Origin of the sequence: Zobellella maritima, from assembly GCF_003075035.1 — a bacterium.
Taxonomy (GTDB): Bacteria; Pseudomonadota; Gammaproteobacteria; order Enterobacterales; family Aeromonadaceae; genus Oceanimonas; species Oceanimonas maritima.
This window is the reverse complement of sequence record NZ_QCZE01000001.1, coordinates 929677-945581: the sequence shown is the minus strand read 5'-3', so window position 1 is coordinate 945581 and position 15905 is coordinate 929677. Positions and strand designations below refer to the sequence as shown.

Sequence of the window (15905 nt, the reverse complement as noted above, 5' to 3'; positions counted from 1 at the left end):
ATTACAGGGACGGGCCTCTCGGGGCAGGCAGTACCGAAACTAGAGTTTCAGCTTGTCCAGCAGGCCGGGCAACTTCTCCTTCAGTTTATCTCCCAGCTTGTCATCCAGCTTTTCACCGAGTTTCTCGCTCAGACGCTCGGCCTCCTTGTCCACCTTGTCCTGCAGATAGCGTTCAAACACCAGCTGCATATCCAGGCCATATTTGGGTTCCTGATAGGTGCCGGTAATGCGCAAGGGTATCGTGATGCCCTTCAGCTCGTCCAGGGTCTTGCCGTCCTGGCCCTTGAGGGTGCCGACGATGGCGGTATCCAGCAGAAAATCCAGCGAGCTATCCTGCAGGCGGGCCTCGCCCGCCCCATGCAGACGCAGCAAGGGAGATGCCATCCTCAGATTATCGGTACTGATCAGCCCCTTGCCGACGATAAAATCCGCCGTCAGGGCACTGAAGTCGGTTTTTTTCACCGCGTCTTCATCCGGCAAGGGCAGGCCCTTGACCTGGGCATAACCACGGCGAAGCAGGGCGGGAATATTCACCCCATACAGGGCACCGTCCCGAATACGCAGCTGGCTGCTGCCCTTGAGGCTCTGCTTTACGCTATCGGCATCCAGACCCCGCCCCTGCAAATCCAGGGTCAGATCGGCGCTGCCCGCCAGATGATCGACGTCCAGCGCGGCCTGCAGAAACTGGCGGGCATCCACCTGTTCCAGCTGTTTATGCACCCGGAAGGCGACCGGACGCTGGTTGACATCCAGCTCGCCACTGGTCTGTATCTTTCCCTGATAGAGACCGGCCTCGGCCTCTTCGATCTGGAGTTTGCCTTGCGCCACCTTCAGCAGGAGACGCAGCTGCTCAAGCTCCATCCCCTGGACCAGGACCTTGTCGGCCTGCAGGGTACCGGACAAATCCAGGTTTTTCAGGAAACTCAAATTGGCCGGAGCCGGCTGGCCATTATGGCTCACCGGCACGGCGGGCGCCTCGGCCTCCTCGCCCTGTGCGTCATCCACCAGCGACCACTCCGCCATCAGGGTATCCAGGTCCAGCAACTCGGTCGCCAGCTCAAAACGCACCACTGGCACAGGGGTATGACTGACGGACAGTTCGCCCTGTACCGTCAGAGCGCCCAGGGTCAGCTGCATATCACTGACACTGGCGGTTTTTTTGTCCAGTAGATAATCCAGCGATCCGGTCAGTTGCAGCTGTTTATTGCCCGGCAGGGCCCGCCCCCGAGCATCCATGTTCAGCTCCAGCCCCTCAAGTTGCAGCCGGTCGAATTCGGGAGAGAGCCGTAACCGCCCCTGGCTGTCGATCTTGGCCTGGATTTCATCCCGAAACAAATCGCCCGACAGGCTCACCGGCACAAACTCGCCGGGGGCAAAGCGGTCCAGTTGCAGGTTGACCTGGTTGATGCGGGTCAGGCTGTCATTGCGTTCATCCTGCAGGATCACTTCCGCGTCTTCCACCCTCACCCCGGCCAGGCTGATAACCAGCGGATCCCGCCGGGAAGCGTCCTCCGGCTGCTTGTCACCGGCAGAGCCCGCCTGCTCCGGTTGCCGGCCCAGCTCGCTCAAGTCATCCAGGTTGCCTTTCCCATCGGCCCGGGTCAGCAGATGGAGGCGGGCTTTCTTCAGCACCGCCTCGCCGATATCGATGCGGTTATCCAGCAAGGGCATCAGGGCCACGTCCAGGCTGGCCTCGCCGATGGACAGGGTCGCCCCCTCGGCAAACCCCTCCGGATTGAGCAAGGCGGCCTTGCCCAGGGTAAAGCCAACCGAGGGGAAAAACCGCCAGCTGATGTCGCCCTCGATCACCAGGGTACGGCCGGTCCGCTCCCGAACCTGCTCGATCATCACCCGCTTGACCCTGTTGGTGTCCACCAGCTGAACCAGCACCACCAGGGCCAGCACCACCACCAACACCAAGGCGCCCAAAAAATAAAGCAGCTTTTTCATTGTTATTATCCTGTTGAGTTGTTCTTTTAGTCCTGATTGATGCGGCTGGCGTCAGCTCCTTTCTGCGCCTTGTACTTGGCATTGGAGCGACTCATGTAAGGCCGTTCGGCCGGGCCCGACATGGTTTCAAAATTCAGCGCCCCGATCACCATTTTGGGTCGCAGCGCCAGAGGCAGCTTGCCGCTGTTGTAAAACTCCAGCACGATGCGCCCGGACCAACCGGGATCGATACGGTGGGCGGTAACATGCACCATCAGGCCCAGGCGGGCCAGGGAAGAACGTCCGTCGAGCCAGCCGACGATATCATCCGGCAGGGTGACGGATTCATGTGTCACCGCGAGGGCCAGTTCGCCCGGGTGCAGGAAGAAGGCTTCGCCATCGGGTATAAAGATCTCGTCGCTCATCACCCGGTTGATGGCTTCGGACACCTGAGCGCCGGGACCACTCAGATCAATATAGGGGGCGGTATGATCCTGGAATACCCGGAACTCATTACCCAACAGCACATCCAGGCTGACGCCGCTGATGCGTTCGGGCAGCGGCTCGGGCACGATACGGATCCTGCCCTCGGCCAGCATCAGCTTGATATCACGGTCACAAAGACGCATTACAACTCCTTAAACTGAACATTAATCCATCAGCAGATGGCGGATCCGGGACTTGATCATATCGGTGGCGATGCGGTTTTTGCCGCCCCGGGGCACTATGATGTCCGCGTATTGCTTGGAAGGCTCGATAAACCGCAAAAACATGGGTCTGACCGTTTCCCGGTATTGTTGCAGGACCGACTCCATGGAGCGGCCCCGTTCTTCGACATCCCGCTGCAGACGGCGGATCAGACAAATATCCAGCGGGGTATCCATAAAGATAGTGGCATCCATCAGGTCACGGAGCCCGGGATCGGTCAGCAGCAATATGCCTTCAAGGATGATGACCTTTTTCGGGGCGAAGCGAATGGTTTCCGGGGTGCGGGTATGGGCCACATAGGAATATTGGGGAATATCCACCGATTGGCCCTCTCTCAACAGCTGCAAATGGGCTGCCAGCAGCTCATGATCCAGCGCCTTGGGATGGTCATAATTGGTTTTCAGCCGCTCGTCCATGGTCAGCTGGCTTTGATCCCGGTAATAACAGTCTTCGCTTATCACGCCGATTTCGGCGGCATCCAGCTCTGCAATCAACTCTTGGTAAATGGTCTGGGCAATCAAACTTTTTCCGGAAGCAGACGCACCGGCAATGCCGATAATGACACAGCTGCGGCTTGGCTCTGACATAACAACCTCTAAATATGACAGCCAGATAGGCTTAATAATAACGAGCCGGCCACGGCCGCTCGCCAATTGACGAACGGGCGTGGCCGGATGCCCACGGGACAGCAGTGCCCCGAGGCGCTATACCAGCTTGGTATATAAGCTGGTGGGAATGGACTTGCCTGCAAAATACAACCCCGCCGCCACCCGGGCGGCAATATCCAGATAGGCCTGGGCTATATGACCATCCGGGTCCGCCACCAGGGTCGGCGTCCCCTGATCCATATGCCGGCAGATATTCACATCCAGTGGCAGACGGCCGAGCAGGGCGACCTGCTGTTCACCGGCAACCCGGGCTCCGCCACCTTCCCCGAACAGGGCTTCCTGATGACCGCACCGGCTGCACTGGTGGTAACTCATGTTTTCGATCACCCCCAGTACCGGAATATTCACCTTGCCGAACATGTTGATGCCCTTGACGGCATCGGCCAGGGCCACGTTTTGCGGTGTGGTCACCACCAGCGCGCCTGTGGTCGGCACCTGTTGGGAAATGGTGATCTGGATGTCACCGGTCCCCGGCGGCAGATCGACCACCAGGTAGTCGAGCTCACCCCAGCGGGTCTCCCGCAGGATCTGGGTCAGCGCCTTGCTGGCCATGGGACCGCGCCAGACGGTGGCGTCATTGGCACCGACCAGGAAGCCGATGCTGTTGGCCACCAGCCCATGGGCCTGGATCGGAGTCATGGTCTTGCCGTCTTCGCTCTGGGGCTTGGCATCACTCACTCCCAGCATCATGGGGACGGAAGGACCATAGATATCGGCATCGAGCAGGCCGACCCGCGCGCCCTGGCGTTTAAGCGCCAGGGCCAGGTTGACGGCGGTGGTCGATTTGCCGACCCCACCCTTGCCGGACGACACCGCTATGATATTGCGTACCCCGCCAATTCCCTGGGCTTCGTTGGCCCGAGCCAGGGTGGCAACATCGATACGCAGCTCCCAGTTAACCGCATGAGCCCCGCTCAGGCGACACAACTCGGCATCCAGGCTCTTGAAGCTGTCGAGTACCGCGCTGTCGGCAAAGGGCAGGACCAGGCGAATACCCAGTACGCCGTCGGCCATGTCGATGGCCCGTACAAAACCGGCACTCACCGGATCTTTTTGCCAGTGTTCAGGTTTAAACTGCTCAAGTCTGGCGGTTACTTGCTCTTTTATCATGGATGCTGCTACCTGCTGGTATACCTGCCTGCACTCTATCAAAAAGCCCGGGCCGACGAAACGCTCCCCCCGCTTAATCCCACCCGGCGGCGCAATTATATACCCGTAATGAGCCACAGCACCCGGGATCATCGACAGTCCCGCGGTACGCCATGCACCGCGAGCCTCCTCTCCTTGGCCCGCCGGACAATCTCGGGTAACATGCTGGGTCCCACGCGATTCATTCAACTCATTCAACAAGATGGAAACTATGGCCACCGATCCACGTAAGATTCTCGTAACCTGCGCCCTTCCCTATGCCAATGGCTCGATCCACCTTGGCCATATGCTGGAGCACATTCAGGCCGACATCTGGGTTCGCTACCAGCGAATGCGTGGTCATCAGGTCCATTTCATCTGCGCCGACGACGCCCATGGCACACCCATCATGCTCAAGGCCCAGCAGCTGGGGGTCGATACCGAAGCCATGATTGCCGCCGTGCAGCAGGAGCACAAGACCGACTTCGATCGCTTCAACATCAGCTTCGACAACTATCATTCCACCCACAGCCCGGAAAACCGGGAGCTGGCGGCCCTGATCTACGGCAGGCTCAAGTCCAATGGCTTTATCCAGAGCCGGACCATCTCCCAGCTGTTCGATCCCGAACAGGCCATGTTTCTGCCGGACCGTTTCGTCAAGGGCACCTGTCCCAGCTGCAAGGCGGAAGATCAATACGGCGACAACTGCGAAGTGTGTGGCGCCACCTACAGCCCGGTGGAACTTATCGATCCCAGGTCCGCAGTGTCGGGCGCCACGCCGGTCATGAAGGAAACCGAGCACTTCTTCTTCGACCTGCCCCAGTTCGAGGGCATGCTCAAGGCCTGGACCCGCTCCGGAGCCCTGCAGGAAGAAACCGCCAACAAGATGGGTGAGTGGTTCGAATCCGGCCTGCAGCAGTGGGACATCACCCGCGATGCCCCCTACTTCGGTTTCGAGATCCCCGATGCCCCGGGCAAGTATTTTTATGTCTGGCTGGATGCGCCCATCGGCTACATGGGCTCGTTCAAGAACTACTGCGACAGGCGGGGCGATCTGAGCTTCGACGAGTACTGGAACAAGGACAGCAGCACAGAACTGTATCACTTCATCGGCAAGGACATTGTCTACTTCCACAGCCTGTTCTGGCCCGCCATGCTGGAAGGCAGCGACTTCCGCAAACCGTCCAATATCTTTGTGCACGGCTATGTCACCGTCAACGGCGCCAAGATGTCCAAGTCCAAGGGCACCTTCATCAAGGCCGGCACCTATCTGGACCACCTGGATCCCGAGTGCCTGCGCTATTACTACGCCGCCAAGCTGTCCAGCCGCATCGATGATCTGGATCTGAACCTGGATGACTTTATCGCCCGGGTCAACAGCGACGTGGTCAACAAGCTGGTCAACCTGGCATCGCGCAACGCCGGCTTTATTCATAAGCGCTTCGAGGGTGTGCTGTCGGCCGAATGTGCCGAACCGGCCCTGTACCGGGAGTTTGTCGAGGCCGCCGGCCGCATCGGTGACGCCTACGAGCAGCGCGAGTTTGGGCGCGCCATCCGCGACATCATGGCGTTGGCCGACAAGGCCAACCGCTATGTGGATGACAAGGCGCCCTGGGTGGTCGCCAAACAGGAAGGCCAGGACGCCGAACTGCAGGCCATCTGCTCTATGGGTATCAACCTGTTCCGGGTACTGCTGACCTACCTCAAGCCGGTGATGCCGAAACTGGCCGAACGGGCCGAGGCCTTCCTCAACAGCGAATTGCGCTGGGACGCGGTAGCCGAGCCGTTGCTGGGCCACAAGGTCAACAAGTTCAGCGCCCTGTTCAGCCGCATCGACGGCGACAAGGTCGCCGCCATGGTTGAGGCCTCGAAAGAAGATCTGGTCGCCGAGCAGGCCAAAGTCGCCAAGGCCACCGGGCCGCTGGCCGACGACCCTATCGGCGACACCATCGACTTCGACGACTTCGCCAAAGTCGACCTGCGGGTGGCGCTGATCAAGAAAGCCGAAGCCGTGCCCAAGGCCGATAAGCTGCTCAGGCTGCAGCTGGATCTGGGGGGAGAAACCCGCCAGGTATTCGCCGGCATCAAGTCCGCCTATAACCCCGAAGACCTGGAAGGCAAGCTGACGGTGATGGTCGCCAACCTGGCGCCGCGCAAGATGCGCTTCGGCATAAGCGAAGGCATGGTGCTGGCCGCCGGCCCGGGCGGCAAGGACCTGTGGATCCTCGAACCCCACGAAGGTGCCCAGCCGGGAATGCGGATCAAGTAACGGCTTAAAGCGGTAAGCTTTAAGCAGAAAGAGAAAAGCCCGGCATTGCCGGGCTTTTTGCTACTTGCAGCTGAGCGCTTATAGCTTATAGGCTTTTAACATTCGATAATGTTTACAGCCAGGCCGCCACGGGCGGTTTCCTTGTACTTGGTTTTCATGTCCATGCCGGTATCGCGCATGGTCTTGATCACCTTGTCGAGGGAGACCTTGTGGGAACCATCACCACGCAGGGCCAGGCGACTGGCATTGATGGCCTTGACCGAGCCCATGGCGTTGCGCTCGATGCAGGGCACCTGCACCAGGCCGCCGACCGGATCGCAGGTCAGGCCCAGGTTGTGCTCCATGCCGATTTCGGCGGCATTTTCCACATGGTCGATGGTTCCGCCCACCACGGCGGTCAGGGCACCGGCCGCCATGGAACAGGCCACCCCCACCTCGCCCTGGCAACCGACTTCGGCACCGGAAATGGAGGCATTTTCCTTGTACAGGATGCCGATGGCGGCGGCGGTCAGGAAATACTGCACCAGGGCATCGTCATCTACCGGCTGCACGAACTTGTCGTAGTAATGGAGCACGGCGGGAATGATACCGGCGGCACCATTGGTCGGCGCCGTCACCACCCGGCCACCGGCGGCGTTTTCCTCGTTGACCGCCAGGGCGAACAGGTCGACCCATTCCATCACACTCAGCGGATCCTTGTTGTACTGGGACTCACTGGTCAGGCGACGGTAGAGCGAAGGCGCACGGCGCCTGACCTTGAGGCCACCGGGCAGGATGCCTTCGGTTTTGCAACCGCGTTTGACGCAGGCCTGCATCACCGCCCAGATCTCGCGCAAGCCCTGTACTACCTCTTCCTCGCTGCGATTGACCTTTTCATTGGCCATCATCAGGCTGCTGATCGACATGCCGTTTTCACGGCACAGGCGCAGCAGCTCGGCACCGCTCTTGAAGGGATAAGGGGCCGGGTTGGAAATCTGCGCGGCTTCAGCCTGGCTCTTGGTGTCGGAAAAATCTTCCGCCTTCACCACAAAACCACCACCGATGGAATAATAGGACTGTTCGCTCGCCAGCTCGTCACCTGCGAAAGCACGGCAGGTCATGCCGTTGCTGTGCAGCGGCAGGGTCTTGCGGCGATGAAAGATCACCGCACCGGTACGCGGGAACTCGACCCGGTGGCTCTGGTTAAGCAGCAGGGTCTGGCTGGCATCCACCTCGGCCAGGAAACCGGGGATCATTTCCACATCGACGCTTTCCGGATCAAAGCCGGCCAGGCCCATGATCACCGCCTTGCCGGTGCCGTGACCGATACCGGTCTGGCCCAGCGAACCGAAGAGTTCGACCTCGACCCGGGTGATCCGGGTCAAGCTATCCTGCTCGGCCAGGGCCTGCACAAAGGCATGAGCCGCCCGCATGGGCCCCACGGTATGGGAAGAGGAAGGGCCAATGCCAATACTGAACATATCGAACACGCTAATCATCTGATCACTCCAAGCACAACAGGTATCGAATGCAATCATTCAACTTATATTGAATGATTGTAGGTTTTTTTTAGCGACAACCCAACAAGATTTTTTGAAGATGTGATCGAAATGTCAAATCCGTGAGGGCCGACACCAATGGGGATACGGGATTAGGGCCGAAGGCACAGGCACCTGGAGGTCAGCTTTTAATACCAAAAAGATCAAATAACCAATCTATTGGGTTGTCCTGCAAAGGGAAAGAAGGGAGGATCAAAAAAGAAACGACGAAGAATAGGGCGGCTTATCTGGCGACTTGCAGGGCAAACTGATGCAGCACGGCGGCAGTAATTCCCCATACCCAGACCCCCTGCCAGGGGATGAAACAAACGGTATGCAGCCGGCCTCGGCGACGCAGGGTAAACAGATGATGCCGCCTGAGATCGAGCACATATTCGAGCGGCACATGAAAAACCTCTTCGACCTCGGCGGGGTTGGCGGTAAAACGGGCGCTGGCATCCACCAGCCCGACAAAAGGCGTCAACGCAAAACCGGAGACGGTGTATTGGGCGCGCAAACGCCCCAGCGGCTGACACAGGGCCGGATCCAGGCCGATTTCCTCTTCGCTTTCCCGCAGTGCCGTATGCCACAGGCTGATATCGGTCTCTTCCACCCGTCCACCTGGGAAGCTGACCTGCCCCGGATGGTGCCGCAGGTGACGGCTGCGCCGGGTCAGCACCAGCTCCAGGCCACCGGCCCCTTCCAGCAGGGGCAGCAGTACGGCCGCCGCCTGGGCATGGGCGGGTAAAAACGGATCGGATAAGGGTGGCAACAGGTTAAAACGGGCCAGCAACTCTGCCCGGGTCATAGTTCCTCCAGAACGGGGAGTATTTTGCCCAGTTTATCAAATAACTCCTGATATTCATCGGCCACCCGGGAGTCGGCCACCACGCCGCCGCCCGCCCAGCAATACAGCCGATCATGCTCCGCCATCAGGGTGCGGATGGTAATACTGGTATCCATCCGGCCATGACTGCTGATATAGCCGATACTGCCGCAATAACCGTGACGACGGTGGGGTTCCAGCTCTTCGATGATCTCCATCGCCCGTACCTTGGGCGCCCCGGTAATGGAGCCGCCGGGAAAGGTCGCCGCCAGCAGATCGGTGCCGTCCAGTCCCGGCTGCAACTCGCCGATGATGGTCGACACCAGGTGGTGCACGGCGGGAAATGACTCGATGGCAAACAGGCTGGGCACCCTGACCGAGCCGGGCACGCAGACCCGGCCGATATCGTTGCGCAGCAGATCCACTATCATCAGGTTTTCGGATCTGTCCTTCGCCGCCCCGGCCAGCTCCGTGGCCAGCGCCCTGTCCTGCTCGGGCCCCTCGCCTCTGGGACGGGTGCCCTTGATCGGCTTGGTTTCCACCCGCCGACCATTCAATTCGATAAAACGTTCCGGGGACAGACTCAGCACCGCCGCTTCCGGCAGCTGCAGAAAGGCGGAAAACGGCGCCTGGTTATACTCGCTCAGCTTCCGATAGGCCTGCCAGCAACTGCCGCTGAAGGGGGCATCGAAGCGCACCGTCAGATTGATCTGATAACAGTCACCGGCATGCAAATATTCCTGTACCCGCTCGAAGTTGGCCCGGTATTCTTCATAGCCCTGGTTGGCCCGCCAGCCCCCCTCGAGCCGGAACGGCAGCGCCGGCGCCGCCTGTTGCGACTGCCACCAGTCCAGCCGCTCATGTAATCGCGCTGCGTCCCCCAGCACCAGCAGGTGGGCCTGCTCGGTCCGGGTATCAATAATCCAGGCCCAGTCAAAAATACCCACCGCCATGTCCGGGGTGTTCAGTTCGTTGATCGCCAGTTCCGGCAGCCGCTCCAGCCGGCGACCGAGATCGTATCCGAACAGCCCCATGGCGCCGCCCAGAAACGGCAAATGGGCCCATTTCGCCGGGACCCGGACCCGGCCCAACAGGCGCTGCTGAAGCTGTTGCAGCAAGACAAAGGGTGAATCCGGAGATGTCTGCTGTTCCCCCTGGCAATCGATCAGGGTGGTGTCCCCCCGGGTCACCAGGGTAGCCAGGGGCACAGCACTGATAATATGAAAACGACTGTCGGCACGCTCAAGGGTGCCCGACTCCAACAGCATGGCCCAGGGCAGGTGGGCAATAGGGGCAAAGAAATCATGTACCGAGCCGGTGAAGGGCTGGCTATGAATTTGCAACATTATGTAATCCAATCGACAGTTTTGGCAGTTCGCCTGGCGCACAGGTTGGCAGGCAAGGGCGGCAAAGCGTATCATAGCGTCGCTTATAACAACACAGAGCTAGCCCGATAACCCATGAGGAAGCCATGAGCATTATCAAGAAGCAGGACTTTATCGACTCCGTCGCAGACGCCCTACAGTATATCTCCTATTATCATCCCCTCGACTTCGTCAAGGCAATGGAAGAGGCCTACCACAAAGAGCAGAGCCAGGCCGCCAAGGATGCCATCGCCCAGATCCTGATCAACTCGCGCATGTCCGCCGAAGGCCACAGGCCCATCTGTCAGGATACCGGCATCGTCACCTGTTTCGTCAAGATCGGCATGCAGGTGCAATGGGAAACCGATATGACAGTCCAGGAAATGGTGGATGAAGGTGTGCGCCGCGGTTACAACAACCCCGATAACCCCCTGCGCGCCTCGATAGTGGCGGATCCCGCCGGCCGCCGTATCAACACCAAGGACAACGCCCCGGCCGTGGTGCATGTGGAGATGGTGCCCGGTGACCATGTGGAAGTGGCCATTGCCGCCAAGGGTGGCGGCTCCGAGAACAAGTCCAAGATGGTGATGCTCAACCCCTCCGACGATATCGTCGAGTGGGTACTGAAGACCCTGCCGACCATGGGGGCCGGCTGGTGTCCGCCCGGCATGCTCGGCATTGGCATCGGCGGTACCGCCGAAAAAGCCGCTGTGCTGGCCAAGGAATCGCTGATGGATCCGGTGGATATCCACGAGCTGCAGGCCCGTGGCGCCGAGACCACAGAGGAAAAGCTGCGCCTGGAGATCTTCGAGAAGGCCAACAAGCTGGGCATTGGTGCCCAGGGCCTGGGCGGCCTGACCACGGTGCTGGACATCAAGATCAAGTCGGCCCCCACCCATGCAGCCAGCAAGCCGGTGGTGATGATCCCCAACTGTGCCGCCACCCGCCATGTGCACTTTCACCTGGACGGCTCCGGCCCCGCCGAGCTGACCCCGCCGAAGCTGGAAGACTGGCCGGAAGTCACCTGGGAAGTGGGCAACAATGTCCGCCGGGTCAACCTGGATACCGTGACCCGCGACGACATCGCCCAGTGGAAGATGGGTGAAACCGTACTGCTGTCCGGCAAGCTGCTCACCGGCCGCGATGCCGCCCACAAGCGCATCCAGGAAATGCTCAACAACGGCGAGCCGCTGCCGGTCGACTTCAAGGACAGGTTCATCTATTACGTGGGCCCGGTTGACGCCATTGGCGACGAAGCGGTAGGACCCGCCGGCCCCACCACCTCCACCCGCATGGACAAGTTCACCGACATGATGCTCGAGCAGGCCGGCCTGCTGGGTATGGTGGGCAAGGCAGAACGTGGCCCGGCCACCGTCGAGAGCATCAGGCAACACAAGGCCGTCTACCTGATGGCGGTGGGCGGCGCCGCCTATCTGGTGGCCAAGGCGGTCAAGAAAGCCCGGGTACTGGCCTTCGAGGACCTGGGAATGGAAGCCATCTACGAATTCGAGGTGGAAGACATGCCGGTCACGGTAGCGGTCGATAGCGAGGGCCACAACGCCCACGTCAGTGGCCCCGCCATCTGGCAGGCCCGTATCGAAGAGCTGGACGGCAAGCTGGCCGGATAACCAGCGGTGACCAGCAGCCGGGGGCAGTCCTGCCCCCGGCTCAGTGGGTATCAAAGCCGGCGTAATCACCCACCGTAATCTCCTCCTGTTCCAGGGCGTCGACCCGGGCATGGGACGGCCCTCCCTGTTCCAGCCAGTCCACCATCTGTTGCACATTGTGCTGCTCACCCTCTGCCACCACCTCTACCCGACCATCGGCCAGGTTGCGGGCATAGCCGCTGACCCCCAGAATTTCCGCCTGCCGCTGGGTGTAATAACGAAACCCCACCCCCTGTACCAGGCCACTGACCCAGATTTTTTTCGCAACCTTCGCCATCATGGTTTTGGCTCCCGTTTGTGTTTTATCAAGCCACACCCTAGAATTGTGGCCCTTTATCAGCAAAGCCACCATAAGTATGACCGCAGCCATCTATCTTACCGCCGGCCGGGAAAAATCCCTGCTCCGTCGTCACCCCTGGGTATTCTCCCGCGCCGTAGCGCGGGTTGACGGCCAGCCCAATGCCGGCGACACCATCGACATCTACAGCAGTAACGGCACATGGCTGGCTCGGGGCTTCTATTCTCCCCAGTCCCAGATCCGCGCCCGGGTGTGGACCTTCGATCAGGACGAAACCATAGACGGCGACTTCTTCTACCGCCGGCTGGCCCGTGCCAGGGACGGCCGCCGGCCGCTAATCGAAGAGCAGGGGTTGACCGGCTATCGGCTGTGCGCCGCCGAGTCCGACGGCCTGCCCGGGGTGACCATAGATGTGTATGCCGATGTACTGGTGTGCCAGTTGCTGAGCACCGGCGCCGAACGGTGGCGGGCGGCCATCGTAGAGGCGCTGCAGGCCCTCTATCCCGACACCTGTATCTATGAACGTTCCGATGTGGCGGTACGCAAGAAGGAAGGTCTGAAGGAACGCAAGGGCCTGCTGGCGGGCACCTTGCCGCCCCAGCCGCTGGTGATCGAGGAAAACAACGGCGTGCGCATCCTGGTCGACGTGGAGCAGGGACACAAGACCGGCTTCTACCTGGATCAGCGGGACAACCGCCGCATCGCCGGTCGTTACTGCAAGGACAAGCGGGTCCTGAACTGCTTCAGTTACACCGGCGGCTTCGGCGTCTATGCCCTGCAGGGCGGCGCCAGGGAAGTCATCAACGCCGATGTGTCCGAATCCGCCCTCGCCCTGGCCCGGGCCAATGCCGAACAGAATGGCCTGGATCTGAGCCGCGCCCGCTTCGAACAGGCCGATGTATTCAAGCTGTTGCGGGAATACCGGGAGCAGGGCCAGCGTTTTGATGTGATAGTGCTGGACCCGCCCAAGTTCGCCGAGAACAAGGCCCAGCTCAACGGCGCCTGCCGCGGCTACAAGGACATCAACATGCTGGCATTCCAGCTGCTGAATCCGGGCGGCGTCCTGCTGACCTTCTCCTGCTCCGGCCTGATGACCTCCGACCTGTTCCAGAAAATCGTCGCCGACGCCGCCCTCGATGCCGGCCGGGACGCACAAATCCTGGAGCGACTCAATCAGGCCGCCGATCACCCCATCGGCACCGCCTATCCGGAAGGTCATTACCTCAAGGGCCTGGTCGTCAAGGCCTGGTAAGTGCAGCGGGTCCGGTTGCCGCCGGACCCGTCTATATCCGCAAACATCTCCCTTGGTTAATGCGCTTTGTCACCATTGCGATTAGTATAGGGAGCCTATCCCAAGCAAGACCCATGGAGCCCAAGTGGAACCGATTCGTCTGACCCAATACAGCCATGGCGCCGGCTGCGGCTGCAAGATTTCCCCCAAGGTGCTGGACACCATTTTGCAAAGCCAGTTGCCCAGCTTTAATGATCCCCGCCTGGTGGTCGGCAACGGCAGTCGGGACGATGCCGCCGTGATCGATATCGGCAACGGTATGGGCATCATCTCCACCACCGATTTCTTCATGCCGATTGTCGATGATCCCTTTACCTTCGGGCGCATTGCCGCCACCAATGCCATCAGCGACATCTATGCCATGGGCGGCACGCCCCTGGTGGCCATCGCCATCCTCGGCTGGCCGCTGGACAAGCTGCCGCCGGAAATTGCCCAGCATGTGATCGACGGCGGCCGCCAGGCCTGCCATGACGCCGGCATCAGCCTGGCCGGCGGCCACAGCATAGACGCCCCCGAGCCTATCTTCGGCCTGGCGGTCACCGGTCAGGTGCCGCTTAATCAGCTCAAGCGCAACGATACTGCGGCGGCCGGCGACAAACTGTTCCTAACCAAGCCGCTGGGGATCGGCATCCTCACCACCGCCCAGAAGAAAGGCGTGTTGCGCGACAAGGACAGTCAACTGGCACCGGAGCTGATGTGCCGGCTGAACAAGCCGGGCCAGGCCTTTGCCCGGCTCGAGGACGTCAGCGCCATGACCGACGTTACCGGCTTCGGCCTGATGGGCCACCTGCTGGAAGTGTGCGAAGGTGCCAATGTCAGTGCCCGCCTGGAAATGGCGCGCATCCCGCTGCTGCCCAACCTGGATCATTACCTGGAAGCCGGCGCCGTGCCCGGCGGCACCCTGCGTAATCTGGACGCCTACGGCCACAAGCTGGGCTCGCTGAGCGTGCGCCAGCAGCGGCTGCTGTGCGATCCCCAGACCAGCGGCGGCCTGCTGGTGGCGGTCCGCCCCCGGGCCGAGGCCGAGTTTCTTGCCGCCGCCGCTGAATTCGGGCTCAAGCTGAAGGCCATCGGCGAGCTGACCGAGCCGGGCGCCAACCGTATCGAGGTGCGTGGTGACTGAACTGGTTGACGATTACGCACGGTTACTGGGCGAAGATGTTCCCCTGCTCGACCTGCGCGCGCCGGTGGAGTTTACCCAGGGCGCCTTTCCCATGGCCACCAGCCTGCCGTTGATGACGGATGAAGAGCGCGCCCGGGTCGGCACCTGTTACAAGCAGCAGGGACAGCAGGCAGCCATCGAGCTGGGCCACCAGCTGGTGGCCGGTGCGCTGCGCGAACAACGGCTGCAGGGCTGGCTGGCTTGGTTGGAGCGGCATCCGAACGGGGTCATCTACTGTTTCCGTGGCGGCTTGCGCAGCGAAACCGTGCAACACTGGCTGGCCGAGGCCGGTCGCCCCGTTTCCCGGGTCAAGGGCGGCTACAAGGCGCTGCGCCGGCACCTGCTGGGAATCGTCGAACAGGGGTTCGAGGGCCCGGGGTTTGTGCTGGCCGGACTCACCGGCAGCGGCAAAACCGACTGGTTGTCACGCTCCCCCCTGTCCCTGGATTTGGAAGCCTGCGCCCACCATCGCGGTTCCAGCTTCGGCCACTGGGGAGAGCCCCAGCCTAGCCCGATCAACTTTGAAAACCGGCTCGCCATCGCCCGGCTCAAGCAACTGCGTACCGGCATTCACGGCTGGCTGGTGGAAGACGAAAGCGCCATGATCGGCCGCTGCGCCCTGCCCCTTGCCCTCTATCAGAAGATGCAGCAAGCACCGCTGCTGGTGCTCGAAGCCTCCTTCGAACAAAGGGTCGGGCAAATCCAGTACGATTACGTGGACCTGATGCTGACCCATTTCAACCAGGATCTGGCCCGCCTGGGCGACTATCTGCAGGACAGCCTGAAGCGCCTCTACAAGCGCCTGGGTGGCCGGGAATGGCGCCGCTTGTCACAGATCATGGATGACGCCCTGGCCCAGCAGGCCCGGGGCTTTGGCAGCGACGGCCACCGGGAATGGATTGCCGAGCTGCTGTCCCGTTACTACGACCCCATCTACCACCGTCATCTGGCGGAGAAGGAATCGCGCATTGTCCGGCGTGGTGAGGCGGAAGAGCTGGCCGAGTGGTTGGCCGGCCGGCCCGAAGCCCAGGCTGTGGCTTCCGCCTGAGCCCATGCAAACTTCGCCTGCCACTGTGTT

At 61.0% G+C, this 15905-nt stretch carries 13 protein-coding genes; 5 read left to right on the top strand and 8 right to left on the bottom strand.

The genetic code is table 11. The annotated features are described in order from the left end of the window. Positions 1-39: 39 nt before the first annotated feature. From DCS96_RS04295 to apbC, 4 genes are all read right to left on the bottom strand, one after another. Positions 40-1950, bottom strand: a complete 1911-nt coding sequence (locus tag DCS96_RS04295) for an AsmA family protein (protein WP_116473100.1) — start codon at positions 1948-1950, stop codon at positions 40-42. Between the two features lie 26 nt (positions 1951-1976). Continuing rightward, the gene (gene dcd / locus DCS96_RS04290; RefSeq protein ID WP_116473099.1) at positions 1977-2558 is read right to left on the bottom strand and encodes a dCTP deaminase; all 582 of its coding nucleotides are present in this window, start codon (positions 2556-2558) and stop codon (positions 1977-1979) included. A 21-nt stretch (positions 2559-2579) separates the two neighbouring features. Then, positions 2580-3224 carry a uridine kinase gene (gene udk / locus DCS96_RS04285; protein WP_116473098.1) on the bottom strand — a complete coding sequence of 215 codons (645 nt, stop codon included), beginning with the start codon at positions 3222-3224 and terminating at the stop codon, positions 2580-2582. Positions 3225-3341: 117 nt separating this feature from the next. Beyond that, complete coding sequence (gene apbC, locus DCS96_RS04280; protein WP_116473097.1) at positions 3342-4547, bottom strand: iron-sulfur cluster carrier protein ApbC; 1206 nt, start codon at positions 4545-4547, stop codon at positions 3342-3344. Between apbC and metG the strand changes: the two genes are divergently transcribed. Then, the gene (metG, locus tag DCS96_RS04275) at positions 4543-6702 is read left to right on the top strand and encodes a methionine--tRNA ligase (RefSeq protein WP_332870196.1); all 2160 of its coding nucleotides are present in this window, start codon (positions 4543-4545) and stop codon (positions 6700-6702) included. The two genes, apbC and metG, sit on opposite strands and share 5 nt — an antisense overlap. A 95-nt stretch (positions 6703-6797) precedes the next feature. Here metG and DCS96_RS04270 read toward each other — a convergent pair whose 3' ends face one another. The 3 genes from DCS96_RS04270 to pabB form a co-directional block, all read right to left on the bottom strand. Further along, a complete protein-coding gene (locus tag DCS96_RS04270; RefSeq protein ID WP_116473095.1) occupies positions 6798-8180 on the bottom strand; it encodes an L-serine ammonia-lyase in 1383 nt (460 codons plus the stop codon). 283 nt (positions 8181-8463) lie between these two features. Then, a complete protein-coding gene (locus tag DCS96_RS04265) occupies positions 8464-9027 on the bottom strand; it encodes a CoA pyrophosphatase (RefSeq protein WP_116473094.1) in 564 nt (187 codons plus the stop codon). Beyond that, positions 9024-10391, bottom strand: a complete 1368-nt coding sequence (pabB, locus tag DCS96_RS04260) for an aminodeoxychorismate synthase component I (protein WP_116473093.1) — start codon at positions 10389-10391, stop codon at positions 9024-9026. Before pabB ends, DCS96_RS04265 begins: the two co-directional genes overlap by 4 nt. Positions 10392-10516: 125 nt before the next feature. Between pabB and DCS96_RS04255 the strand changes: the two genes are divergently transcribed. Continuing rightward, on the top strand, positions 10517-12037 hold the full coding sequence (locus DCS96_RS04255; RefSeq protein WP_116473092.1) for a fumarate hydratase: 1521 nt from the start codon (positions 10517-10519) through the stop codon (positions 12035-12037). 40 nt (positions 12038-12077) lie between these two features. Here the strand turns inward: DCS96_RS04255 and yccX are convergent, their stop codons facing one another. Further along, positions 12078-12356, bottom strand: coding sequence for an acylphosphatase (yccX, locus tag DCS96_RS04250; protein WP_232818179.1), 279 nt, complete (start codon positions 12354-12356; stop codon positions 12078-12080). A 76-nt stretch (positions 12357-12432) separates the two neighbouring features. Here yccX and DCS96_RS04245 point away from each other — a divergent pair, with 76 nt between their 5' ends. The 3 genes from DCS96_RS04245 to mnmH all read left to right on the top strand — a co-directional run bounded on the left by DCS96_RS04245 (position 12433) and on the right by mnmH (position 15875). After that, positions 12433-13626, top strand: coding sequence for a class I SAM-dependent methyltransferase (locus tag DCS96_RS04245; RefSeq protein WP_116474525.1), 1194 nt, complete (start codon positions 12433-12435; stop codon positions 13624-13626). Between the two features lie 124 nt (positions 13627-13750). Beyond that, on the top strand, positions 13751-14788 hold the full coding sequence (selD, locus tag DCS96_RS04240; RefSeq protein WP_116473091.1) for a selenide, water dikinase SelD: 1038 nt from the start codon (positions 13751-13753) through the stop codon (positions 14786-14788). After that, a complete protein-coding gene (gene mnmH / locus DCS96_RS04235) occupies positions 14781-15875 on the top strand; it encodes a tRNA 2-selenouridine(34) synthase MnmH (protein WP_116473090.1) in 1095 nt (364 codons plus the stop codon). Before selD ends, mnmH begins: the two co-directional genes overlap by 8 nt. The last annotated feature ends 30 nt before the right edge of the window (positions 15876-15905 follow it).